Here is a 23,746-nt window from a genome sequence, read left to right as displayed (position 1 = left end):
CGACGCTAATCACGACCCCGCCGCCGCCGTATCGCCGGGCGGGGCGATGGCGGTGCGGGGTGCCAAACTGGCTGCGCGACGATGGGTCATCGTCGCCGCCCGGCTCAGCGCGTCTGGAAGCGGATGCCGACCCGGAAGGCGCGGCCGAGCAGATCCGAATAGGTGCTGTTCGCCGCCAGCCCGGTTTCAGGCAACAGGATAGGATCGCGATCGAACAGGTTGGTAACGTTGAGGAACAGCTCCGCGCGTCCGCCGCTGTGCGTTTCGATCTTGGTCGTCAGGTTGAGGTCGAAATAGGTGACGCCGGAGATCGAATTGTTGTCGATCGTCGGGAATTGCGAGACGGTGGCGGCGGGGCGGCCCGTCGGGCAATTGCCATCGCAGACGATATACGCATTGCCATAGGTGCCGCTGCTGACGCCGCGCGCGGTGCCGGTCACGGAGAAGCTGTCCGTCTCATAGCTGGCATTGAAGCGATAGATCCACTTGGGCGGGCTGATGCCGCTCAGCTGGCCAACGGTGTCGACCGGTATCACGTTCGGTACGCCGCTGTCGGTGATGTTATGGATGTAGCGCGTCGCCAGGCCGTGCAGCGTGACGGTGCCCGGCGCGCGCTGGATGATAGTGGCGAGCGGCAGGCGATAGCTCGCGTCGAAATCGATGCCGCGGACCCATTGGCGGGCGAAGTTGAACGGGCTGGCGCGGAAGAACAGCTCGCGATCGCCCGTCGGATCGGGGCCGTAGGCGGCGCAGAATTCGGTCCGCCCCTCAAAGCAGCGGTTGATGATGTCCTGCGCGAAGAACTGGCCGATCGCGTCCTTCAGCTTGATGTCGAACCCGTCGACGGAGGCCGAGAAGCCCGGCAGGAACGTCGGCTGCAACACCACGCCGATCGAGACCGAGTCCGCCTTTTCCGGGCGCAGGTTCGGGTTTCCGGTCGTCGTTTCGCGGAAGGTGACGGTCGTGCGCCCCGTCGCCGGATCGGTCAGCGTGTTGGTGCGCGACGTGCCCGATGCGTACAATTCGCTAAGGTTTGGCGCACGGATGTCGCGCGAGCGGGTCGCGCGGAAGCGGATGTCGGGGATCGGTTGCCACGTCGCGCCGAGCTTCCACGTCGTCACATAGCCCGACGTCGAATAGTCGGTGCCGCGCACCGCGCCGTTGAACTCCAGGCCGAGGCCCAGCGGCACGACCGTTTCGAGATAGGCTTCCTTGACGTTATAGCTGCCGAAGGTGGGCAGGAAGTTCCCCACCGACCAGCCGGTCTGGAACTGCGTCGGCACCGAGCCCGACACCGATTCGCGCCGATACTCGCCACCCACCGCGACGCTGACGTCGCCCGCCCAGGTCGCGAATGGCGTGAGCGACAGGTTGACGCCCGCCACCGTCTGCTTGAGCTTTTGGTCGCGATAGGGGTCGCCCAGCACATAGGCGAAGGCGGCCGGGTTGGCGACGCCGATGCCCAGTCGGTTCAGCGGTACGCAGCCGTTGGTCGGCGCGGTCAGCGACGAGCGGCACACGACGGTGCCCGCCGCCACGCCCAGCGCGTTGCCGGCCGGCGCCGCAACCGCATCGGTGGCATTGGCCATGTTGGCCGTGTTCATGATGTCGCGCAGCTGCTCGTGCGCGTTCGTCTCGCCATATTGGCCGTAGATGTTCCAGAACGCCTTGTGACCGAAGGCCTGGAACTCACCCTCAGCGCCGATCGCATAGCGCTGCACGTCGCGGCTGCTGTTGTTCTTGCGATAGGGCAGGTCGACCGCGGTGCTGCCGACCGTCACCGACGTGACGGCCGCGCGCTCTGCCGCGGTGATGAGGCCCGCCGACACCGCATTGGCGAGTGCGCTCTGCAAATACGGATTGGCCGACGTCAGCGTGATCGAGGTCGTCGACTGCGGCCCCGCGTTGAACAGCGTCTTCTGCCAATTGTACGAGGCTTCGGCGAAGAGCGTCACGCCGGTGGCGACTTCATAGCTCAGCCGCCCGAAGGCGCCGCGGCGATCGTCGTCGGCGTCGAGGCCGATATTGCGGCCCTGGTCGTTGACCTGCCAATCACCGCCCTGCGTCAGCGAGGGCGCCGTCGCGCCGCCGACCGCGGGGAAGGTGAGCGCGCCATATTGGAACTGGCTCGCCGCCGCGCCCTGGCCGAAATAGATGCCGCGCAGCCGGTTGGCGACGCCGCCGCTGGAATTGAGGATGATGCCGCCAGGCGTGGTGTTGGCGACGCCCACCGGCTGCCGGATCAGGAATTGCGCCTGCCCGTTGGTATTGGTGTAATTGGGGTTGGTGATCCGCACGACGCCGCGCGCGTTCCAGTCGCGATCGACGCGGAAAATGCCGTCGCGATGCGCCCATTCGCCGCTGAGCAACAAATGCCCGCGATCGTCGCTGCCGAAGGCGAGGCCCGCCGCAGCACTGAAGGAATAGTTTGCGCCGTCGCCGCGTTCGGTGACGCCGCTATCCGCCTGGATCTTGATGCCTTTGTACGTCTTGTCGAGCACGAAGTTGACGACGCCGGCGACCGCGTCGGAGCCATAGGCCGCCGACGCACCGCCGGTGACGATCTCGACGCTCTTCACCAGCGCCTGCGGGAAGGTGTTGACGTCGACCAGCCCGGTGACGCTCGACCCCACCGTGCGGCGCCCGTCGAGCAGCACCAGCGTGCGGATTTCACCCAGCCCGCGCAGGTTGAGCGCATTGATGCCGGCGAGACCGGAGCTGATCGCGAGACGCGAGTTCGAGGGGCGGGTGGACCCGACCAGCGCGGGCAGCTGGTTGACGAAGTCGGCGATATTGTTCGTCGGCGACGTGTTGAGGATATCCTCCTGCGTCGCGACGGTCAGCGGCGTCGGCGACTTGAAGCCGTCGCGGACGATTCGCGTGCCGGTGACCATGATGTCGTCCGGCGCGATGTCGCCCGGGTTGGTCTGCGGTGGGGGTGGGGTGGCGTCGGCGGGCGCCGCCGGCGTCGTCTGCGCGAAGGCCGGGGCGGCGAGCGCCATCGACAAGGCCGTCAATGCGGTCCCGGTCGCCATCAACCCGCGCCATGATCCGTCCGTCATCTGCAATCCCCCTTATTCACGATCCCTGGAGCGTGATCACCCTGCGGCCGGTCATGGTCTTGTCGCTGATCCGGGCGACGGTGATGGTGCAGGCGGGATGCAACCTAGGTCAAGGGTTGACCGACACCGATCGTTGGGTGGGCCATAGCCTGCGATTATGGTGGCATTGCGCGGCCTCGACGCCGGCCTATGCTCCGTCGCGAACCGCCCCGCCGACCGTTGCGCCGCCGATCTTGCGCGGCCGTATCGTGGGTCGGCCGGACAAGGGGAAACCATGGTCTCTCGCCGCACCTTCCTGCTCGGCGCCACGGCATTCGGCGCGCTTGCGCCCTGGCGGGCGGCGGCACGGCGTTCCGCCGCACCCGCCTATGCCACGGTGCCGGGGCTGTCACAGCCTGTCACCATCGTCGATGACCTGTGGGGCGTTCCCCATATCCGCGCGGCGACCAAGCCCGATGCCTTTTTCGGGCAAGGCTATGTGGTCGCGCGCGACCGCCTGTTCCAGATCGACTTCGCGCATCGTCGCGAGATGGGGCAGATGGCCGAGGTATTCGGCGCGGACTTCGCCGCGCATGACGCGGCGGCGCGGCTGTTCCACTATCGTGGCGATCTCGACGCCGAACTGGCCCGCATCCCGCGCGAGGTGCTGGACTGCGTGCGCGGCTATATCGCCGGCATCAACGCGCGGATCGCTGAGGTGGAGCGCGACCGGTCGTTGCTGCCGCTCGAATACCGTATCCTCGGCGTCATGCCGCTGCGCTGGGACGTGCGCGACCTCGTGCTCGCGCGGGGCGGGGGCATCGGCAATGTTGATGACGAGATTCGCCGCGCGCAGCTGGCGGCGTTGGGGCTGCTCGATCTCGACGGATTGGTGGCGCCGCTACGCCCGTCGATCCCGCTCGACGTGCCGGACGGCCTCGACCCCGCCCAGGTCAGCGAGGCCGATCTGGGCGTGCTGCGCCTGGGGCCGTTGCCGTTCGGGCGCGAGACGCACACGCAGGACCCGGACGAGCTCCTGAACGCCGCCAATGCCGGCTCCAATGCCTGGACGGTCGCGGGCAGCCGGACGGCGACCGGGCGCCCGATTCTGGCGAACGATCCGCACCTCGGCATCGGCGGGTTCGGGCCGCGCCACGTCGCGCATCTGACCGCACCGGGGCTGGACGTGATCGGCGGCGGCGCGCCGGGGCTTGCGGGCATCATGCAGGGCCACACCGACCGCTTCGCCTTCGGCCGCACCAACTTCCACATTGACCAGGAGGACCTGTTCGTCCTGGAGCTCGATTCGGCGGACCCCGAACGCTACCGCCACGATGGCGGATGGAAGCGGTTCACGGCGGTCGACGTCGCGATCCCCGTCAAGGACGCCGCGCCCCGCCACGTGCGGCTGCGCTACGCCGTGCAGGGGCCGGTCATCGCCCACGATCCGGCCCGGTCGCGCGCCACCGCACTCGCCTCGGTCGAGATGCAGCCCGGCGGATCGGGCGCGTTCGCCATGGTGGCGATCAACCTTGCGCACGATTGGGACGGCTTGCGCGATGCGTTCAAGCTGCACCCGTCGCCGACCAATTTCCATTACGCCGACGTGCGCGGCCATCATGGCTGGCAGGCCATCGGCTTCTGGCCGCAGCGCAAGCGCGGCCATGGCCTGCTGCCGGTGCCGGGCGACGGCCGTTACGACTGGAACGGGATGCGCGATTTCCGTGCCTTGCCCGGCGTCATCGATCCGCCGGCCGGCTGGTTCGCCTCGGCCAATCAGAACAATCTGCCCACCGGCTGGCCCGTAGACCACAGCCCCGCTTTTTCGTTCCGCAGCCCCGCGCGCTACGACCGGATCACCGAGGTGCTATCCGCCCAGACCCGCCACAGCATTGCCGACAGTGTCGCGCTCCAACATGATACGCTGTCGCTGCCCGCCCGGCGGTTCCAGAAGATGCTGCCTCGCGCGCCGTCGGCCGGGGCCGCTGCCGCAGTCGCGATGCTGGCGCGCTGGGACGGCCGGATCGACGGCGCGAGCGGCGCGGCGGCGTTGTACGAGATCGTGCTACGCAACCTGAACGCGAAGATGATCGCCGTGCTGGTGCCCGAGCGCGCCCGCAGCCTCATCCCCGCGATCGAGCCGCCCGAATTGCTGCGCGTCGCCGCCAAGCGGCCCGGAGTGATCGACGCTGCGCTCGCCGATGGCTGGGCACAGGCGATCACGCTGCTGGGCGGCGATCCGGCGGCGTGGCGGTGGGATATGCTCCACCGCGTCCGGATCGCCCATCCGCTGGCCCGGATCCCCGCAATCGCGGCTGCCTTTCCGCCGATCGAGGTCGGCGGGTCCGGCGGTGACGGTTTTACCGTGATGGCGCGCTGGCTCGGCAACGGGCCGGACTGGCGTGTCGGCGGCGGCGCGAGTTATCTGCAGGTGATCGATGTCGGCGACTGGGACCGATCGGTCATGCTCAATCTGCCCGGCCAGGCCAACGATCCACGCTCCGTCCATCGCGACGATCAGGCTCGCCCGTGGATCGCGGGCCGGATGCTGCCCATGCCCTTCAGCCGGGCGGCGGTCGACGCGGTTGCCGCCGCCACCACCCACCTTCGACCCGAAAGGAGCCCGCGATGAAGCGCCTCGCCCTGACCGCTCTCGTCTGGTGCATCGCCACCTCGGCCAGCAACCCGCGCGTCGATGTCGTGATCCGCGGCGGCACGATCTATACGGGGGCGGAGGCGCCGCCGTTCGTCGGCGATGTCGAGCTGACCGGCGACCGCATCGTCTATGTCGGGCGGCCGCGCGGCACTGCCGCGGGCGAGATGATCGATGCGCGGGGGATGATCGTCGCGCCGGGCTTGATCGATGCGCACACCCATCCCGACAGCTACATCCGTTCGGCCGATCCCAAGGCACGCCTCAACCTGCCGTGGCTGACGCAGGGTGTCTCTACAGTCGTCATCGGGGTCGACGGCTATGGCACGTTCGAGGTCGCCAAGGAGACGCACGCGCTGGAGGCGAGCGGGATCGGCACCAATATCGTGCCCTTCGTCGGCTTCGGCGCGATCCGCACGCAGGTGCTGGGGCAGGATGCCCGCGCGCCTAACGCGAGCGAACTTGCGGAGGAACGGCGCCTTGCCGCCAAGGGGATGTGCGAAGGGGCCTATGGTCTGTCCACCGGCCTGTTCTATCCGCCGCAAAGCTTCGCCAAGACCGACGAGGTGGCGGCCGTCGCCAGCGAATCGGGCAAGCGCGGCGGGATGTACGACACGCACCAGCGCGACGAATCCAACTATTCGATCGGCTTGCTCGCCTCGACGCGTGAGGCGATCGCGATCGGGCAGAGCGCCGGCATGCCGGTGCATATCGCGCATCTGAAGGCGCTGGGCGTGCCCGTGCAGGGGCAGGCGCCCGCGCTGATCGCGACGATCGAGGCGGCACGCCGCGCGGGGCAGGTCGTGACGGCCGACCAATATCCGTGGCTCGCCTCGGGCTCCAGCGTCGATGCCGCGCTGGTGCCGGGCTGGGCGATGGACGGCGGCTATAAGCGACTGCTTGCGCGCTTTGACGATCCGGCGACGATGGTGCGGCTGAAGTCGGCGATGGCGGACAATCTACGCCGCCGGGGCGGGGCGGGGGCGCTGCTGCTCACCGCACAGGGCCAGCCGTGGACCGGCAAGACGCTTGGCGAGATGGCGACGGCATGGCAGCTCTCGCCGATCGACGCGGCGATCCGCATCCTTCGTACGCCCAATGCAGCGGGCGACGGCCCGGCGGGGTCGGATGTCGCCAGCTTCAACATGGTCGATCGCGACGTCGACCTGATCATGAAGCAGCCGTGGGTGGTGACGTCGTCGGACGGTTCGGACGGCCACCCGCGCCAATATGCGACCTTCCCCCGGCTGTATCGCACCTATGTCGTCGATCGGAAGGTCATCACGCTGCGGCAGTTCATTCGCCGGTCGACCGGCGCGACCGCGGACATGTACCGAATTCCGCAACGCGGGTATCTTCGCCCGGGCTATTTTGCGGACGTCGTGGTGCTGGACCCCAAAGGCTATGCGCCGCGCGCCGACTATCTGCATCCCCGCGAAACGAGCGTCGGCGTCGTCGCTTTGTTCGTCAACGGCCGGCGCGCGCTGACCAATGGCACGGCGACCGGCGCCGCTGCCGGACGGGCTCTGCTCCGCCCGCGTCCCGCGGGCTGCGACCAATAGCCGAACGTTATAGGCAGCCCCGCGAGCGCGATTGGCAACACGGGCGATCCCCCCTCTATCATGCTGGCATCATGACCATTCCCGCTCCCTATCTGCTCTATCTCGGCCATTCCGATGACGAGATCGGCCTCAAGACCTCTCGCGGGCTCGCCGCCTTTCGCGGGGAGGATTGCGTCGGCGAATGGCGGCACAGCGATTGCCCCTTTACGCTCGGCCTGCCGCAGATGAATGCGGACACCGCCCGTGCCGCGGGCGCCCGGACGCTGGTGCTGGGGATCGCCAATCCCGGCGGGCGCTTTCCCGGCTGGATGATCGGCGACGCGCTCGCCGCGATCCGTGCCGGGCTGAACGTCGCCTGCGGTCTGCACGAGCGGCTGCGCGACGTGCCGGAACTGGTCGAGGCGGCGAAGGCGGCGGGGGTCGAATTGTTCGACGTGCGCGACGCGCCGGCGGGCCTTCCCGTCGGCAACGGTCGTCGGCGCGCGGGCAACCGTCTGCTCACCGTGGGCACCGATTGTTCGGTCGGCAAGATGTATGCGACGCTCGGCCTGCGCGACGCCCTGCGCGCCCGTGGCGTCACCGCCGATTTTCGCGCGACCGGCCAGACCGGCATCCTGATCGCCGGCGAGGGCGTACCGCTCGACGCCGTGGTCGCCGATTTCATCGGGGGGGCCATCGAGACGCTCGCCCCGGCACGCGAGGATGATGGCTGGGACCTGATCGAAGGGCAGGGATCGCTGTTCCACCCGGCCTTCGCTGGTGTGTCGACCGGACTGCTGCACGGCGCGCAGCCGGCCGCGCTGGTGCTGTGCCACGATCCGCTGCGCCCGCATATGCGCGGCCTGCCGCATTGCCCGATGCCTGGCCTTGCCGAATGCCTCGAGGCGAACCTGCGCGTCGCCCGGCTGACCAGCCCGAACGTGCGCGGCGTCGGCGTCGCGCTCAACACGGCGAAGCTCGACGAACTGACCGCGCGCCGGATGTGCCGCGAGGCCGAGGATGCGCTGGGCCTGCCCTGCACCGATCCCTATCGCTTCGGATCGGAGGCGATCATCGACCTGCTGCTGGAGACATCATGCGCCGCACCCTCACCGTTCGCCATGACCGCTTCCCACTGAGGGCGCCGTTCCGCATCGCCCGCGGCGTGAAGACGGCGGCCGATGTGGTGACGGTCACGATCGCGGAGGGCGACGTGCGCGGATGGGGAGAGGGCGTCCCGTATCCCCGCTATGGCGAAACGATCGATGGTGCGATTGCCGCGATCGACGGCGTCCGCGCGCTGATCGAAGCCGGCGGAACACGGCAGGATCTCGCCCGGGCGATGCCGCCGGGTGCCGCGCGCAATGCGGTGGACTGCGCCCTATGGGACCTGGAGGCGAGGCTAGGCCGTACCGACGTCGCGACGCTGGCAAGCGTGCCGCCCGTCTCGGCGCTGCCATCCGCGATCACGATCGGCATTGATACGCCCGCGGCGATGGCCGCCATCGCGGCGACGGTGGCGCACGTGCCGCTGCTGAAGATCAAGGTGAACCGCGAGGAGGCCGCAGCCCAGATCGCGGCGGTCCGTGCCGCCGCGCCTGCCCCCCGGCTGATCGTAGATCCCAATGAGAGTTGGCGGGCGGAGGATATCGCCGCGCACCTGCCGCTGCTCCGGGCGCAGCGGGTCGATCTGCTCGAACAGCCCGTCCCGGCTAATGACGACGAGGGGCTGGCGGCACTGGCCGGCGCCATCCCGATCTGCGCGGACGAAGCGCTGCACACCCGCGACGATCTCGATCGGCTGGCCGGCCGCTACAGCCATGTGAACGTCAAGCTCGACAAGACGGGCGGCTTGACCGAAGCCCTGGCGCTCGCCGGCGAGGCGCGGGAGCGGGGGTTCGGGCTGATGGTGGGCTGTATGGTATGTTCGTCGCTGGGGATCGCGCCGGCGATGCTGGTCGCGAGTGGCGCGGATTTCGTCGATCTCGACGGCCCGCTGTGGCTGGCGCAGGATCGCGACGGCGGCGCGCGGGACAGCGACGGCGTCCTGTCCGCGCCCGTGCCTGGCTTTTGGGGCACGCCCGCTTGCGCCTGATCCGGGGCTGGTTCGCCATTCCGCTGTGGCAGCGGGTGGTGAGCGGGTTGATCCTGGGCGTCGCGCTCGGGCTGTTGTGGCCCGAGGCGGCGGGCGCGATCCGGCTGATCGGCGATCTGTTCGTCCGGTTGATCAAGATGCTGGTGGTGCCTGTGGTGCTGGTCACCATAGCTGCCGGGATCGCCACGCTGGGTGATCCGCGCCGGCTGGGGTCGATCGGCCTGCGTACCGTAGGCCTGTTTGCGGCTACCACCCTGGTTTCGGTATCGATCGGCATGGCGGCAGGCCTGATCTTGCGCCCCGGCGCGGCCATGTCGCTGGGCAGCGTCGTGCCGCATCCTCTGGGTGCAGCAGTGACGCCGGCCGATCAGCTCCTGTCGATCGTACCGCTCAACATCGTCGAAGCGCTGGTCCGCGGCGACATGCTTGCAATCATCTTCGTTGCGGTGCTGCTGGGCACAGGGACCATCCTGGCGGGTGAGGCGGGCAAGCCGGTCGCGGCATTGTTGCAGGGCTTGTCGGCGGTGCTGCTGCAGATCGTCCGGTTGGTGATGGAGGTGACCCCGTTCGGCGTATTGGCGCTGATCGCGCAGGCGGTCGCGGCCAATGGCGCGGGCGTGTTCGTCCATGTCGGCTGGCTGGCGCTTGCCGTGGTGCTCGCCTCGCTGGTCCAGATGCTGGTGGTGCATGCCGGGCTGATCCGATTCGTCTCGCGCCTGCCGGTGACGCGGTTTTTCCGGGGAATCGTGGACGCGCTGATCGTCGCCTTTTCGACGGCATCGTCGTCGGCGACGCTTCCGGTCGCACTGAGGGTGGCGCAGGACAATCTGGGCGTCTCGCGCGCGATCGCCTCCACCGTCCTGCCACTCGGCGCGTCGATCGGCAAGGACGGCACCGCCATGTATGTCGGGCTGCTCGGCCAGTTTGCGTTGCAGGCGCTGGGCATCGTTCCCGACGCGACGATGCTCGTCACCATGCTGCTGACTGGCGCGCTCGCTGCGTTCGGCACCGCACCCGTGCCGTCCGCCTCGCTGTTCATGCTGGCGGCGATGCTGTCGGCGGTGGGGGTCAGCACGGAGCAGACCGCGCTGGTGATCGGGCTGGTGCTGCCGTTCGACCGTCTGCTCGACATGACGCGCACCGTCCCCTCGGCCTCCGCCAATCTGACGGTGGCGACCCTGGTCGCGCGCGGCGAAGGGGCGTTGGACGCCGCGCGGTTCCGCGGGCCGGTGGCCGAATAGCCTCGGCTTCGCTAGGCTGTTGTCCATGAACCTGCGCCACATCGAGATCTTCCACGCCGTCTACGTCAACGGCTCCGTCTCGGCCGCGGCGCGCGCGCTCAACGTGTCGCAACCGTCGGTATCGAAGACGCTGCGGCATGCCGAAAGCCTGCTGGGGTTCGAGCTGTTTCAACGCTCCAACGGACGGCTGCTGCCGACTGAGGACGCACATGCCCTGTTCGCCGATGTCGCCGACATTCAGGAACGCGTCCGCGCGCTGCGCGAGGCGGGCCGCAACCTGCGCGTCGGTGCCGGGACGACGCTGCGCATCTCGGCGCTGCCCAGCCTGGCACTCAGCGTCCTGCCCGATGCGGTCGCGCGGTTTTTGACGCGCCATCCCGACGTCAGTTTCGACTTGCAGACCGTCCACCACGACGACCTGCTGCGCAAATTGTACGAGCGCGAAAGCGACATCGCCATCGCCAGCGAGCCGCCGCGCGGCGTCGCTTTGTCGCGCAGTTGGCTGGGCGAGGGGGAGCTCGTGGTGCTGTATCGCGAGCAGACGATGCCGGATGCGCCGCCGCGGATCGAGCTGTCGCAACTGGTCGATCAGCCGATCATTTCGATGAAGGGCAGCGGCCCGATCGGCAAGCTGCTCGGCGATGAGATCGACCGTCTGGGTCTCGCGTTGAACGAGGTAGCCGTCGCGCGCACCTTCTACATCGCCGCCGCTCTAGTGCAGGCGGGGGTGGGCGTGGCGATTGTCGACAATTTCACCGCAGCGGCGTCGATCAGCCAGGGCCTGTCGATGCGCCCGCTGCGTCCTTCGGTGACGTTCGATGTCCATGCGATCCACCTACTCGACCGCCCGCCATCGGCGCTGGCCGCCGAGTTTCTGACCCTGTTGAGCGAGGAAATCGAACGCCGATGATCGGTACGGCCCTGCTGCTACCCCTGATGCTGGCGGGACAGGCGGCCCTGCCATCCCCACCGTCGTCGCCGACCCCGCCTCCACCCCCGCCTGCGGTGGCGGAGGGACTGGCAAAGGCTCCGCCCGGCACGCGCATCGGTTTGCTCGTGGTCGATGCCGATGGGCGTCAGATCGTCGCGATCCGGCCCGACGAGCGTTTCATTCCCGCATCGAACACCAAGCTGTTCACCACCGCTGCCGCCTTCGCGACGCTTGACGTAGCCGCGCCGGATACGAGCAGCGGTGCGACGGTGCGGCTCGAAGGCGCGGAAAGGCCCACCGTGATCCTCGCTGGCCATGGCGACGCGCGGCTCTCCTCCGCGCCGGATTGCCGGGTCGATTGCCTGTCGACGTTGGCGACCGCGGTGGCGGAGCGCACGCGGATCGTCGGCGATGTCGTCGGCGACGATACCGCGTTCCCGGACGAACGCTGGCCGCAGGGCATGAGTTGGAATAACATGGACAGCGTCTATGGCACCGGCGTGTCGGCATTGACGCTGGACGACAATGCCCTGCCACTCACTGTCGTGCCGACGACGCCAGGGTCGCCGCTTACGGTGACGGGCGACGGCTATTTCCAGATCGACAATAGCGCGACGACCGGTCCGGCTGGCAGCGCTCGCACGCTGACGGTCGAGCGTATGCCGGGGAGCGATCGCGTGCACGTCTCGGGCAGCGTTCCCGCCAAACACGCGCCGATCGTCGTCCCCCTCGGGATCGATGATCCTGCGCATCACGCCGCCTGGCGTTTCGCGCAGCTGTTGCGCACGGCCGGCGTGATGGTGACGGGGCGCATCGCCGTGCGGCACCGTCCGCCCGCTCCCGCGGCAATGCAGGGCGATGGTGGCCCGACGGCTGGCGCAACCCCGCTGCCGGTACTTGCTCGGCTGACCCCGCTGCCGCTGGTCGAAGACCTCCAGCGCACCAACAAGATGAGCCAGAACCTCCATGGCGAACTGCTGCTGCGCCGGCTGACGGCCAGTGGGTCGGTCGCGGATGGTCATGCGGTGGTTGCCGCTACGCTTGCCCGCGCGGGCGTGGCGACGCCGGCGTTCGACTTTGCGGACGGGGCGGGCATGTCGAACTATAACCGCGTGACGCCGCGCGCGACGGTGGCCTTGCTCCGCTGGGCGATGACCCAGCCATGGGGCGCCGCGTGGCGGGCGACGCTGCCGATCGCGGCGACCGATGGTACGCTGACGCGGCGGTTCGTCGGCACGCCACTGGCGGGACGGCTGTCTGCCAAGACCGGGACGCTCAACGCAGCCAATGCTTTGTCCGGCTATCTCACGGCAGCGAGTGGGCGGACGCTGATCTTCTCGGCCTATGCCAACGATATGCCGGGGGACGCGAGCGCGACCGCGGCAATCGATGCAGCCCTGGTCGCGGTTGCCGCCGCGAACTGAGTGGCGGGGTCTTAGGCCAGCAATGCGGCCAGCGCGCTCGATGCGAGTAGCGGGGGCGCCGGGGGCAGCGCTATGGCGCGAGCCACCGGCGCCAGCGCGGCGCTGCCGACGGCGGCGAGGACCCTGCGGCGGTCGATCATGCCATGCCCTCCTTCGGGCAGACGGGCAGTCCCGCGAGATACAACGCGCCGTCCAGTGCATCCCCCAGCGGCTCGCTGAGCCGCGCCACGGTCCGCGCCCGTAACCACGGACGCATCGCCTGCGACAGACCACCCAGCAGGGCACAGCGGGTCGCACCGCGTTCGAAGATCGTCTCGATGAAGCGCTCGATATGGCCCGCCGCATCCTCGACGATCGACCGCGCGATTACGTCGTCCGCCTCCGCATGCGCCATGACCAGCGGTGCGAAGCTGCCATAATCGCGCGGGGTCGCCTGATCCATCCACGCGATCGCCCGGGCGGTGTCGTGGTCGAATCGTTCGGTCACGGCCGCGCTCAGCGGCGTCGCGCGGGTGCGGCCGTCCAGTGCGCGCATTGCATGGCGCATCGCGCTGAGGCCTAGCGCGGCGCCGCTACCTTCGTCCGATATCGGGAAGCCATAGCCGCCGATGCGAAAGGTATCGCCGTTCGCGCGCACCAGCGCGATACTGCCCGTGCCGATGATCAGGATCGCGCCATCGGCACCGCCGTGCGCCCCCAGGTTTGCGATCACCGCATCGCTGTCGAAGACCGTGGCGGCGAAGGGAAACGCGAAGCCTTCCAGCGCCGCGCGTACGCCAGCGCGGGAAATGCCCGCCACGCCCATCGCCGCACTGGTCTGGGCCACGTCGGCCGCGTCGAGCCCCGCCTGATGAACCACCTGATCGGTCACGTCGCGCAGCGTCGCGTGGAGCGCGTTCAGCCCCAGTCCGGCATTGGCAGGCCCAGCCTGAGCCTCAGCCAGTACCCGGCCGCTCGCATCGACCAGACGACTGCGGCAATGGCTGCCGCCGGCATCCACGCCCAGGAAAAAACGCGTCATTCCGGTCCCCCGCTATTGCGTCTGCACCTCTTCCAGCGTCGTGCGGAAGCGGCCGTCCAGCCAGTCGGTAATCTCGCGTGCTGCCGGATGATCGATGGCACCATAGCGCGCGCGCAATTCGGCATGGCGGGGCCCCAGATTGTCGAGCCCCGTATCCTGCAGCGGCAGGATGTCACGGCGCAGCGTCGCCGCGAAATCGGGCCCCAGCACCGCCGTCGCCGCAGTCAAAAACGCCTGGCCATAGGCATAACCGTCCCCCTCGCGATAGCTCGCCGCCAGCGTCAGCGCCGGGATGCAGGACAGCAACGGTTGCGAGGCGGGATTGATCGCATGGCCGCTGACATGGTTCCGGATCGCCGCAGGTCGCCCGGTAAAGGCGCGCAAGTGAAGGTATTGCGACATCCGCACACCGTCATTGACCGGATAATTGTCCCACAGGCACACTTTGCGACCCAGTTCGTCCTGCACCCGCTTCAGATGTGCGACGCCGATCTCTCGCGAAATTACCTCTTCGCCGGTCCAATAGACCTGGACGCGTCGGTCGAGAAACCGGCCGAGATCCGCCAGATAGGCCGGCGGGCGGCGGCCCCAGGCCCGTTCGAGGATGGGGTCGTCCGAATAGAAGCTGGGGCAGAAGAACACGCGGCTTGCGCGGGTGGCGTTCGCGCAAAAATCGACGAGATCCGCTTGGCTCCGCGCCAGGTCGGGCAGTTCGGCGGGCAGATCGTCGAACAGGATGGCGAGGTCGTCGAGACCGAGCGTGTCGAGGTGGGCGAGCTTTCGCCGCAGCGCTGCGCGCGATGCGTCATCGAAGGGATGCGTGCTGCCGACCGGGGTCAGCGCCACGCCGAAGCGAACGCCCCGCGCCCGGCACTCCGCTGCAAAAGCGGCCAGCGCGGCGAACTGTTCGGGCGGGTGGGGTTCCTGCCAGCGACGGCGGAGGAAGGGATCGGCCTTGGGCCCGTAATGGTAGAATCGATAGCCCGCCGGGGCGAGCGTTCGCAATACGGTGGTGCGATCGGCCCAGCTCCAAGGCTTGCCGAACAGCCCTTCGATCACGCCGAGGTTCACCGTCATAGCCGTACCTTTCTGCCGTCTCGGATCATTGGCCAGACGCCGCCACCGCGCCGCGCAACACCGTCTCGCGTAGCGCCTCGAGCGATGGATACGGCTCGCCATCGGGGCGATGGACGCGATTGGTGAGCAGGACGACGGTCAGGCCCAATTGCGGGGAGACGGCGAACCACGCGCCCGTAAAGCCGGAATGGCCGAAGAAGGGGGCCGCTATGCCGGCGAGCTGCGTCTTGTGGAAGCCGAGGGCCTGATCGGGATCGAACGGCGTCTGCTCGAACGTCGACACCGTCGCGGCCGGCGCCAGGCGCCAGCGGCCGTAGCAGCCGCCGTTGCTGAGCACCTGCGCGTAGCGCGCAAGGTCCGTCGCCGTCGAGAACAGTCCCGCATGCCCTGCGACGCCGCCCCAGCCGAGCGCGGCATTCGCGTCGTTCGCCTCGCCGACCAGCACACGGCTTCGATAGCCTGAAAATGACTGTGCCATCGGGTAGGGGGCCTGCGGATAGGGCTTACCCGTCTCTGCCATCCGGCGCTGGTACCCATCCCCTTGCGAGGTTGCCGCAGCCCGTCGACGCTGGCCCGCGTCCGGCAGGAAGCCGGTGTCGGTCATGCCGAGTGGCCGGTAGATCTGCTCGCGGACGTAGCGATCCAGCGGCATCCCCGAAACCTTAACGACGACCTCGCCCAGGATCATGAAGCCGAGGTCGGAATAGGCGAAGCGCGCCCCCGTCGGATAGCGCAGCGGTAGCGCCGCGAGATAGGGCAGGGCGTTCCCCGACGATGCCCGATGCAGCCACGTCGGCTGCCATTCCCACAATCCGCTGCGATGCGTCAGCAGCTGGCGCACGGTGATGCCCGCCTTGTCGGTATTGCGGAAGGCGGGCAGCAGCGTGCCGAGCCTATCGTCGAGCGACAGCTGACCGCGCCCCACGAGGTGAAGGATCGCGGCGGTGGTCGCCTCCACCTTGGTGATCGACGCCATGTCGAACGGCGTATCGACCGTCATCGGCCGCGGCGGGGAGAGGGGGCGTAGATTGCCCTCCGACGTCGAGGTCAGCGTCTGCGCATTGCCGAAGGCGACGCGATGCACGATCGCGCCATGATGCGCGATCAGCAGCACCGCGCCGGGGTACAGCGTGCCGACACCCCCTAGCACGGCGGCGTCGATCGGTGCGAACCGCGTGTCGGGCCTTGGTGCCTGATCGTGGAGGATCGGACATCTGTCGGCCGCGGCCGCCGCACTGGCAGGAGAGGCGGCGAGGCATACCGCCCCTGCTACCAGCCACCCGACACGCGAGAGGCGGTGGAAGCGGGGTCTGGCCGCGCCTCGGATCGTCCTGCCGTCCATGACAGCGCGCATAGCATGGCCGCTGCCCGCAACCCATTCCACCATGACGCCCGCCCATAACGAAGCGTCATAGGCTGCCCGCGCGACCTCATCGGCCTTCAGCGTCGTCAGCGTTGCACGACGTTGTTCGACCGATCACGGTCGGGCAGCTTATGGCCGGGGTCGAGTTCCGCCTTTACGATCGTCCCCGCGGGCACGGACACCGCGGTCGATGCCTGCCGGATCCAGGTTTCGGCGGGCAGGCGTACATCGCGTGTCGTGCCGTTGTCATAGGTCACGCGCAACGTCGCGGGCATCACCAGTCGGTCGCGCGACGTGACCCGGACCAGCGGCGTCCCGTCCTTCGCCGTCTCGATCCCCGCCACGGCCAGATCGAGCTGCCAATTGTGCGCATACCAGCCGTCCCACCAATAGGACAGATCCTCGCCCGCCTCGCTTTCCATCGCACGGAAGAAGTCCGCGGGCTGCGGGTGACGATAGGCCCAAGCAGCGATGAACCGGCGGAAGGCGGGGTCGAAGCGGTCCGGTCCCAATATCTGCTCGCGCAGCAGGACAAGGCCCAGCGCCGACTTAAAATAGGTGACCGGATGCCGCCACTTCTCGATCACCGTATCGGCGCGGGACAGGATCGGTGGCGCGGTAGGATCGGCGAGGACGGGGAGGATTTCGTCGACCGGATTGCCGCCGCCTTCGGCATATTCGCTGTCGCGCTTGGGCGCATATTCGCCGCGATTGAAATCGTCCGATTGGTAGACGTCGATGAACGTGTTGAAGCCCTCGTCCATCCATGCATGCCGCCGTTCGTCGAAACCGACGATCATCGGAAACCAATTGTGCCCGATCTCATGCGCGGTGACCCAGAACAATTCCTTGCCCGCATCTTCCGGCGCATCGAATACGATGCCGGGATATTCCATGCCGCTCGTCGGGCCGGCGACGTTGATCGCGGCCGGCCATGGATAGGGATACCAGCGCGCCGAGAAGCGCTCGACCGTATCCTTCACATATTCCGTCGATCGGCCCCAGCGCGCGGTGCCGGCGCTTTCGGCGGGGTAATAAGACATGGCGAGCGCGGTCTTGCCGTCCGGCAGGCGGATACGCGCCGCATCCCAGGCAAAGGCGGACGAGGCCGAAAACGCGACGTCGCGCGTATTCTGCATGCGATAATGCCAAGTCAGCGTGCCGGTGTTTCGCGGCCGTGACCCCGGGTCGCCGATCTCCGCGACGCTGCGGATCGGCACCGTCGTGTCGCTGCGCCGCGCCGCATCGAGCCGCCCGGCCTGCGTCGGGGTCAGGACCTCGCGCGGGTTCATCAATTCGCCGGACCCCGCCATCAGCATCGATGCCGGCAGCGTCACCCAATAATCGAAGTCGCCATATTCGAGGTAGAATTCCTGCGCGAGATACGGCGCCGTGTCCCAGCCGCGGATGTCGTCGTACACCGCCATGCGCGGATACCATTGCGCGATGTCGTAAATCTCGCCGTCCCGCGATCGCCCCCAGGAGGTGCGTCCGCCCCATTCCCCCGGGATGGTGTAATGATAGCGGATCGTGACCACCGCCTTCGCATGCGGCGCAAGCGCGGTCGGCAACCGCAGCTGCGCCCGCGTATCGCTGACCAGAGGCGTGACGGACACGGCCTTGCCGGTGCCGACCGCGACGCCGACCGCATCCAGCGTCATCCCGTCGGTATGGCCACCCGCCGCGCCGCCCCGCGCCATGCCGCCGCGCGAGCCGGGCTTGTAGAGGTTCTGATCAATCTGCAGCCACAGGACGTCGAGCGTATCGGGGCTGTTGTTGGTGTAGGTGATCGTCGCCCTCCCGGCGATCGTCTTAGCGACGGGATCGAGCGTCACGCGCAGCTGATAGTCGGCGCGGTTCTGCCAATAATCCGGGCCGGGCAGCCCGTTCGCGCTGCGATAGCGATTGATCGGCTGCGCCATGTCGAATGGCGCGAACGTCTCACGCGGCTGATAGTCCTGCGCGCTGGCGGCCGTGGCGGCCAGCGCGATCAGGATTGGTGCCGACCTCAACGGTCGAGCTTCGGCATCACGCGTTGCGCGACCAGCGCCTCTTCCGCGGCGCAACCCTGCGGGCGGGGCGTCGCGGGATCGGCGCGCAGCCGGTCGATCTCGGCGCGCGCAGCTGCCAAGTCCTGCTGGAATGCCGGCTTGGTCCGCACCAGCGCCATCGTCGCGCTCGCCGACAGCATGCCGCCCTCGACCGCGCTTTCGTTATGCGCGCCGCAGACGAAGCGGCTGTCGCCATAGGCCCGGCCGCGCCGGAGGATCGGCCCGGCGCGATCGGGCGCCAGTTCGGTGAGGATCAGCGCCCAAGTCCACCCCCAGGTGGTATGCCCCGACGGATAATCGTAACTGTCGGCAAGCTGCGCGACCGGCTGGCACACCTTGCCCTTGTCCTGATGATAGGGGCGGGCGCGGCGGTAGAAATTCTTGGCGATATTGGTCTGCGCCGCCGTATCGGCGCCGGCGCGAGAAATCAGGCGCAGCGTCAACGGCGCGGTCTCCGGCGTCAGCGTGACGCCGATCGCGCAGTTGAAGTCGCGCATCAGCGCCGGCCGCGAGGTATCGGCGTCGTTCGTCGCGAGCTGCCACCGCGGCGTACCGACCAGCTTGCGCGTCGCCCGGAAGATAATCCGGTCCGTGTCATAGCGCGGATCGCCCTTGCGCGGCGCCGGTTCGAGGACATGCGTCACGTCAAACTCCCCGGCGCTGAGATAACCGGGCGTATCGCTCTTCGCAGTGCTGCCACCTGCGCCGAAGGCGAGCAGCAGGCCGCTCGCGACGATCGCCGCGGTGCGGATGGGAGGGCGGGTAACGGACGAGGGGAGGGTGTCGATGGGCATGACCGAACTCGGATGTGAGACTCGGCGGTGACTTTGTATCATTCCTGCGGGGTCCACAACCGGCTGCGATCATGCCGACGGCTGTTCGTCGGCACGGCGTCGCGCCGCCCGCCGTTCGATCCAGGCGTACAGGCTGGGTAACAGCAGCAACGTCAGGATCGTCGAGGTGATGATCCCGCCGATGACCACGGTGGCGAGCGGCCGCTGCACCTCCGCCCCCGCGCCCGTCGCGATCGCCATCGGCACGAACCCGACAGAGGCCACCAGCGCGGTCGACAGCACTGGTCGCAACCGATCGTGCGCACCTTGCCGCACCGCATCCTCGACCGGCAGCGGATCGCCCTCGCGCCCGTCGCGGAGCGCGTTGATATGGTCGATCAGGACCAAGCCGTTCAGCATCGCGATTCCGGACAAGGCGATAAAGCCAATCGCGGCGGTGATCGAAAACGGCATGCCGCGCAGCCACAGCGCCAGGACGCCGCCGGTCACGGCAAAGGGGATGCCCGTGTAGACGATCGCCGCCTCGCGCACGCTGCCGAGCGCCGCATAGACCAACGCGAAGATCAGGATCAGCGCGACCGGCACGACGATCGACAGGCGTTTCTGCGCCGCTTCCAGCTGGTGATATTGGCCGCCGAACTCGATGCGATAGCCCGGCGGCAGCTTCACCTGCCCGTCGATTGCGGCTTTCGCCCTTTGGACATAGCCTTCGAGATCACTGGTCGACAGATTGACCATCAGCGCGGCCCGGCGGTTGGTGTCGTCGTGTAGAATTGGCTCGACGATCCGTGTCTGCCGCAACCGCGCGACCCGCGACAGCGGCACCATGCCGTACTCGCCGACCCGCAGGGGGAGTGCGAGGATCGCGGACGGATCGGCGCGCAGGCTTTCGGGCATGCGGATCACGATCGCATGGCGCGCGGGGCCATGCGGGATGAAGCCCACCTCTGCCCCGGCAAGGGCGTCGCGGATCGCGTTGTTCACCTCCTCGGCGCCGAGATTGAGGCGCATCAACGCCTCGCGATCGAGATCGACGACGATGCTCTTGGGGCGGCCGGCCGTCTCGAACTCGACGCCCTCGGTGCCGGGCAGCTTTTCCAGAATGGCCTTCGCCTTCGCGGCGGCCTGCTCCAGCCGGTCGTAATCGTCGCCGTAGATCTTGACCGACACGTCGGCGCGCACACCCTCCAGCATCTCGTTGAAGCGCATTTCGATCGGCTGGGCGAATTCGAAATTCTGGCCGGCGTAGACGCGGCGTGCGACCTTTTCGATGCCGGCGATCAGCTCCTGCTTCGTGCGCGGCATGCCGTCGCCGGTCGGCCAGTCCTTTGGGGGGCCGTAGAAAATGTAGAGGTCGTTCTCGTTCGGCGGCATCGGATCGGTCGCGACCTCGCTGGTCCCGATCCGCGAGAAGGTGTGCGTGACCTGCGGATAGGCGCGGCGGATCGCGGTCTCGGTCCTCTGCTCGATCGCCAGGCTTTCTTCCAGCGACATGCCGACCGGGCGATAGACCATGGCGGTGATCGCGCCTTCGTCGAGCTGCGGGGTAAATTGCGATCCCAGCGTCTTGAAGACGAGGAACGTCGCGGCGAGCAGCGCCACCGCGCCGATGACGAGCAACACCGGATGCGCCAACGCCCGGTTCAGCGCGGGGGAGTAGACACGCTCCGCCACGCCGACGAAGCCTTTGCGATGATCCTCCTCCGCGTCGGCGGCGGGGGAGCGCAGCAGCCATGCCGACAAAGCGGGGACGATCGTGAAGGTCCACGCCAGCCCCGCGACGATCGCCAGCATCACCGCCTGCGCCATCGGCTGGAACAGCTTGCCCTCCACTCCGCCGAGGCTCAGCACCGGGACATAGACCAGGGCGATGATCGCGATGCCGAAGAAGGTCGGGCGCGCGACCATGCGCGCCGCATGGGCGACGACATCACGGCGTTCCTCCACGGTCAGGTCTTCGCCCTTGTCGCGGCGGCGGACGGCCATCAACCGCAGGCTGTTCTCGACCACCACGATCGCGCCGTCGACAATCAGCCCGAAATCGAGCGCGCCGAGGCTCATCAGATTGCCCGACACGCCGATCGCATGCATCCCAGACACGGTGACGAGGAAGGCGAGCGGGATGACGAGCGCCACGATCAGCGCCGCGCGCCAATTGCCCATGACCAGCAACAATACGAGCGCGACCAGCAGCGCGCCCTCGCCCAAATTCTTCTCGACCGTATGGATGGTGCGGTCGACCAGATCGGCGCGGCTATACTGGCGATCGATCACCATGCCTTTGGGCAGCGCGGCGCGGATGCCCGGCAACGCGTCCTCGACCGCCAAAGCGGTTTCGCGGCTGTTCTGCCCGACGAGCATCATCACCGTGCCCAGCACCGTCTCGCGCCCGTTCTGTGTGGCTGCGCCCTGCCGCGGGGCCGCGCCGATCACGACATCGGCGAGGTCGCGCACCTGCAACGGCAGGACGCCGGCAGCGAACTTCACGGGGATCGCGCCGATTTGCGTCGCATTCAGCACGCGCGCATCGGTGCGGACGGTGAAACGCTCAGGCCCGCGCCGGATGATGCCGCCGCCCGCGTTCTCGACATTCTTCGCCACCGCCGCGGCAAGTTCGCCGGCCGTGACGCCATGCAGCCTCAGCCGCACGGGATCGGGCGCGACGACGAACTGCTCCTCCAGCCCGCCGTTCGAATTGACGTCGGCGACACCCGCCACCGCGCGCAGCATCGGGCGGACGGTATATTCCTGTGCCTCGTAGAGCTCCATCAACTGGCGCTGCGCGTCCATGCCCGCCGGCGGGCGGCGCCATTCCAGCGTGTAGTAATAGATCTCGCCCAAACCGGTGGTGATCGGGGCGAGTTGCGGCGTGCTGCCGGGGGGCAATTGGTTCTGTACCGCGGTCAGCCGTTCGGTGACGAGCTGGCGGGCCTTCAGCTGATCAGTGCCGTCCTTGTAGAGCAACGTGACCTGGCTGAGCCCGGTCTTGGTCAGCGAACGCGTCTGGTCGAGCCCGGGTTGCCCCCCCATCGCGCGCTCGATCGGCAGCGTCACCAGCCGCTCGATCTCCTCGGGCGCCAGCGCGGGAACCTGCGTGTTGATCTGCACCTGCACGCCGGTGATATCGGGGATCGCATCGATTTGCAGACTGGCGAACGACCACAGGCCTGCCGCGGCGACAAGTACTGTGATAAGCGCCACCGCAAACCGGTGGTGCGTGACATAATGCAGCCAGCGGTTCATCGCGCCAGCGGTTCCCCGCCGTTCAGCGCGCGCAATTGCAGCAGCGCCTCCAGTGCTTCGCGCCGGGTATCGAGCATGGCGTTGACCGCCTCGACATAGCTTTGCTGCATCTGGGTGTAGGTGGTCAGCGGGATCGCCCCCAACCGATAGTTGCGATCGGCGTCGACCGCCGCCTGTGCGAAGCGTTTGGGGGTCTCGCCGTCCCATTGCGCCAGCGCCTCGCGCTTTGCCGCATATTGTGCCGTCCGATCGAAGACGTCGCGCGCGATCCGGCGTTCGGCATTGATCAGCGTCGCATTGGCCTGCGCCTGCCGACCCTGTTCGACCGCGACCTCGCCCGCCTGCCGGTTCCACAGCGGAATGCTGGTCGACAGGCGGACGCCGTAATTGGTTTCGCGGATGTCGGACCGGGCACGGTCGTAATAGGGGCCGACGCTGACGATCGGGATACGCGCCTTCTTCGCGAGATCGACGCGTAACCCCTGCTGCTCGAACTGCGCGCGCAGCGCCTTCAGCTCGAAGTTGTTTTCGGAGGCCCGGTTCGCCAGCACCTGTCCGGAGGGCAGGGCGGGCAGCGCCATATCCGGGCGGACGATGCGGATGCGCGCGGCGAAGGGGGCGCCGCGCAGCTGGTTGAGTTCGTAGAGGATCGAATTGGCTTCTGCATCGGCCGTCGCGGCGGTGCGCTCCGCGCCGATCGCGCTGGCGACCAGCGATGCAGCCTCCAGCTGCGGCGACGGCCCGGCAGGATCGCGCGAGACGATCACCTTCGCCAGTGTCCGCATCCGCCCGGCGACCTCGCGCGCGGCGGCGGCCTTTTCGTCCGCGGCGAACAGGCCATAGCCCAACGAGCGGGCGCGGGCGGCGAGCGTCGCGTCGAATTGCTGCAAGCCGATCCGTGCCAGCGCCACCTGCCGGTCAGCAATCGCCCGGCGCAGCGCGATACGCCCGCCGAACTCGATCGGCTGGACGACCGACACGGCATAGGTCAGCCCTTCGCCGGTGACCGCGCCACTGGTGACGTCCTGCGCGCGGCGCTGTCCGAATTCGACCACTGCCTCGGGATCGGCCCAGCGCCCAGCCGCATCGCGCTCGACGCCCGCCGTCTCGATCTGCCGCTGGTAGAATTGCCGTTCGGGATTGTGGGTGACGACGTCCTGCGCGAGCGCATCGAGCGATAGCGCGGTAGACTGGGCGGTGGATTGGGCCGCCGCAGGCGACGCCGCAACCATCAGACAGACGCACGCAACGGTCCGCATCGCAAACTCCGG

At 68.2% G+C, this 23,746-nt stretch carries 16 protein-coding genes; 7 read left to right on the top strand and 9 right to left on the bottom strand.

The annotated features are described in order from the left end of the window. Positions 1 to 104: 104 nt before the first annotated feature. A complete protein-coding gene (locus ACGVWT_RS02435) occupies positions 105 to 3,035 on the bottom strand; it encodes a TonB-dependent receptor domain-containing protein (protein WP_315461202.1) in 2,931 nt (976 codons plus the stop codon). A gap of 301 nt (positions 3,036 to 3,336) precedes the next feature. Between ACGVWT_RS02435 and ACGVWT_RS02430 the strand changes: the two genes are divergently transcribed. The 7 genes from ACGVWT_RS02430 (at position 3,337) to dacB (ending at position 12,926) form a co-directional block, all read left to right on the top strand. Then, positions 3,337 to 5,673: a penicillin acylase family protein gene (locus ACGVWT_RS02430; protein ID WP_315461203.1), complete on the top strand. Its 2,337-nt coding sequence runs from the start codon at positions 3,337 to 3,339 to the stop codon at positions 5,671 to 5,673. After that, complete coding sequence (locus ACGVWT_RS02425) at positions 5,670 to 7,256, top strand: amidohydrolase family protein (RefSeq protein ID WP_315461204.1); 1,587 nt, start codon at positions 5,670 to 5,672, stop codon at positions 7,254 to 7,256. Before ACGVWT_RS02430 ends, ACGVWT_RS02425 begins: the two co-directional genes overlap by 4 nt. A 71-nt stretch (positions 7,257 to 7,327) precedes the next feature. Next, positions 7,328 to 8,374: an N-acetyltransferase DgcN gene (gene dgcN, locus ACGVWT_RS02420; RefSeq protein WP_315461205.1), complete on the top strand. Its 1,047-nt coding sequence runs from the start codon at positions 7,328 to 7,330 to the stop codon at positions 8,372 to 8,374. Continuing rightward, the gene (dgcA, locus tag ACGVWT_RS02415) at positions 8,332 to 9,330 is read left to right on the top strand and encodes an N-acetyl-D-Glu racemase DgcA (protein WP_315461206.1); all 999 of its coding nucleotides are present in this window, start codon (positions 8,332 to 8,334) and stop codon (positions 9,328 to 9,330) included. The genes dgcN and dgcA overlap by 43 nt, the downstream gene beginning before the upstream one ends. After that, on the top strand, positions 9,321 to 10,571 hold the full coding sequence (locus ACGVWT_RS02410; protein ID WP_315461207.1) for a dicarboxylate/amino acid:cation symporter: 1,251 nt from the start codon (positions 9,321 to 9,323) through the stop codon (positions 10,569 to 10,571). The genes dgcA and ACGVWT_RS02410 overlap by 10 nt, the downstream gene beginning before the upstream one ends. Before the next feature lie 25 nt (positions 10,572 to 10,596). After that, positions 10,597 to 11,481: a LysR family transcriptional regulator gene (locus tag ACGVWT_RS02405; protein WP_315461208.1), complete on the top strand. Its 885-nt coding sequence runs from the start codon at positions 10,597 to 10,599 to the stop codon at positions 11,479 to 11,481. Further along, on the top strand, positions 11,478 to 12,926 hold the full coding sequence (dacB, locus tag ACGVWT_RS02400) for a D-alanyl-D-alanine carboxypeptidase/D-alanyl-D-alanine-endopeptidase (protein WP_315461209.1): 1,449 nt from the start codon (positions 11,478 to 11,480) through the stop codon (positions 12,924 to 12,926). The genes ACGVWT_RS02405 and dacB overlap by 4 nt, the downstream gene beginning before the upstream one ends. Before the next feature lie 11 nt (positions 12,927 to 12,937). Here dacB and ACGVWT_RS02395 read toward each other — a convergent pair whose 3' ends face one another. The 8 genes from ACGVWT_RS02395 to ACGVWT_RS02360 all read right to left on the bottom strand — a co-directional run bounded on the left by ACGVWT_RS02395 (position 12,938) and on the right by ACGVWT_RS02360 (position 23,734). Then, the gene (locus tag ACGVWT_RS02395) at positions 12,938 to 13,066 is read right to left on the bottom strand and encodes a hypothetical protein (protein WP_315461210.1); all 129 of its coding nucleotides are present in this window, start codon (positions 13,064 to 13,066) and stop codon (positions 12,938 to 12,940) included. Further along, the gene (locus ACGVWT_RS02390; RefSeq protein WP_315461211.1) at positions 13,063 to 13,947 is read right to left on the bottom strand and encodes a BadF/BadG/BcrA/BcrD ATPase family protein; all 885 of its coding nucleotides are present in this window, start codon (positions 13,945 to 13,947) and stop codon (positions 13,063 to 13,065) included. The genes ACGVWT_RS02395 and ACGVWT_RS02390 overlap by 4 nt, the downstream gene beginning before the upstream one ends. A 12-nt stretch (positions 13,948 to 13,959) precedes the next feature. After that, complete coding sequence (locus ACGVWT_RS02385; RefSeq protein ID WP_315461212.1) at positions 13,960 to 15,024, bottom strand: beta-N-acetylglucosaminidase domain-containing protein; 1,065 nt, start codon at positions 15,022 to 15,024, stop codon at positions 13,960 to 13,962. Positions 15,025 to 15,049: 25 nt separating this feature from the next. Further along, complete coding sequence (locus ACGVWT_RS02380; RefSeq protein WP_315461213.1) at positions 15,050 to 16,174, bottom strand: serine hydrolase; 1,125 nt, start codon at positions 16,172 to 16,174, stop codon at positions 15,050 to 15,052. Positions 16,175 to 16,473: 299 nt separating this feature from the next. Further along, positions 16,474 to 18,399 carry a M1 family metallopeptidase gene (locus ACGVWT_RS02375; protein WP_394425219.1) on the bottom strand — a complete coding sequence of 642 codons (1,926 nt, stop codon included), beginning with the start codon at positions 18,397 to 18,399 and terminating at the stop codon, positions 16,474 to 16,476. After that, positions 18,396 to 19,232, bottom strand: coding sequence for a phosphatase PAP2 family protein (locus ACGVWT_RS02370; protein WP_315461215.1), 837 nt, complete (start codon positions 19,230 to 19,232; stop codon positions 18,396 to 18,398). Before ACGVWT_RS02370 ends, ACGVWT_RS02375 begins: the two co-directional genes overlap by 4 nt. Positions 19,233 to 19,301: 69 nt before the next feature. After that, entirely contained in the window at positions 19,302 to 22,475 is a 3,174-nt protein-coding gene (locus ACGVWT_RS02365) for an efflux RND transporter permease subunit (RefSeq protein WP_315461216.1), read from the bottom strand. Next, positions 22,472 to 23,734 carry a TolC family protein gene (locus tag ACGVWT_RS02360; RefSeq protein ID WP_315461217.1) on the bottom strand — a complete coding sequence of 421 codons (1,263 nt, stop codon included), beginning with the start codon at positions 23,732 to 23,734 and terminating at the stop codon, positions 22,472 to 22,474. Before ACGVWT_RS02360 ends, ACGVWT_RS02365 begins: the two co-directional genes overlap by 4 nt. Positions 23,735 to 23,746: the final 12 nt, after the last annotated feature.

This window comes from Sphingomonas sp. S6 (genome assembly GCF_043498045.1).
Classification (GTDB): Bacteria; Pseudomonadota; Alphaproteobacteria; order Sphingomonadales; family Sphingomonadaceae; genus Sphingomonas.
Note: the sequence above shows the minus strand (reverse complement) of the source record. Positions and strands in the feature narration are given on the sequence as shown.

What these genes read in the sequence shown, in the direction of transcription:
- dgcN (WP_315461205.1), top strand. Translation starts at nt 7,328, where the DNA reads ATGACCATTCCCGCTCCCTATCTGCTCTATCTCGGCCATTCCGATGAC.
- ACGVWT_RS02435 (WP_315461202.1), bottom strand. Translation starts at nt 3,035, where the DNA reads ATGGCGACCGGGACCGCATTGACGGCCTTGTCGATGGCGCTCGCCGCC.
- ACGVWT_RS02390 (WP_315461211.1), bottom strand. Translation starts at nt 13,947, where the DNA reads ATGACGCGTTTTTTCCTGGGCGTGGATGCCGGCGGCAGCCATTGCCGC.
- ACGVWT_RS02360 (WP_315461217.1), bottom strand. Translation starts at nt 23,734, where the DNA reads ATGCGGACCGTTGCGTGCGTCTGTCTGATGGTTGCGGCGTCGCCTGCG.
- ACGVWT_RS02425 (WP_315461204.1), top strand. Translation starts at nt 5,670, where the DNA reads ATGAAGCGCCTCGCCCTGACCGCTCTCGTCTGGTGCATCGCCACCTCG.
- ACGVWT_RS02430 (WP_315461203.1), top strand. Translation starts at nt 3,337, where the DNA reads ATGGTCTCTCGCCGCACCTTCCTGCTCGGCGCCACGGCATTCGGCGCG.
- dgcA (WP_315461206.1), top strand. Translation starts at nt 8,332, where the DNA reads ATGCGCCGCACCCTCACCGTTCGCCATGACCGCTTCCCACTGAGGGCG.
- ACGVWT_RS02365 (WP_315461216.1), bottom strand. Translation starts at nt 22,475, where the DNA reads ATGAACCGCTGGCTGCATTATGTCACGCACCACCGGTTTGCGGTGGCG.
- ACGVWT_RS02405 (WP_315461208.1), top strand. Translation starts at nt 10,597, where the DNA reads ATGAACCTGCGCCACATCGAGATCTTCCACGCCGTCTACGTCAACGGC.
- ACGVWT_RS02395 (WP_315461210.1), bottom strand. Translation starts at nt 13,066, where the DNA reads ATGATCGACCGCCGCAGGGTCCTCGCCGCCGTCGGCAGCGCCGCGCTG.
- ACGVWT_RS02370 (WP_315461215.1), bottom strand. Translation starts at nt 19,232, where the DNA reads ATGCCCATCGACACCCTCCCCTCGTCCGTTACCCGCCCTCCCATCCGC.
- ACGVWT_RS02385 (WP_315461212.1), bottom strand. Translation starts at nt 15,024, where the DNA reads ATGACGGTGAACCTCGGCGTGATCGAAGGGCTGTTCGGCAAGCCTTGG.
- dacB (WP_315461209.1), top strand. Translation starts at nt 11,478, where the DNA reads ATGATCGGTACGGCCCTGCTGCTACCCCTGATGCTGGCGGGACAGGCG.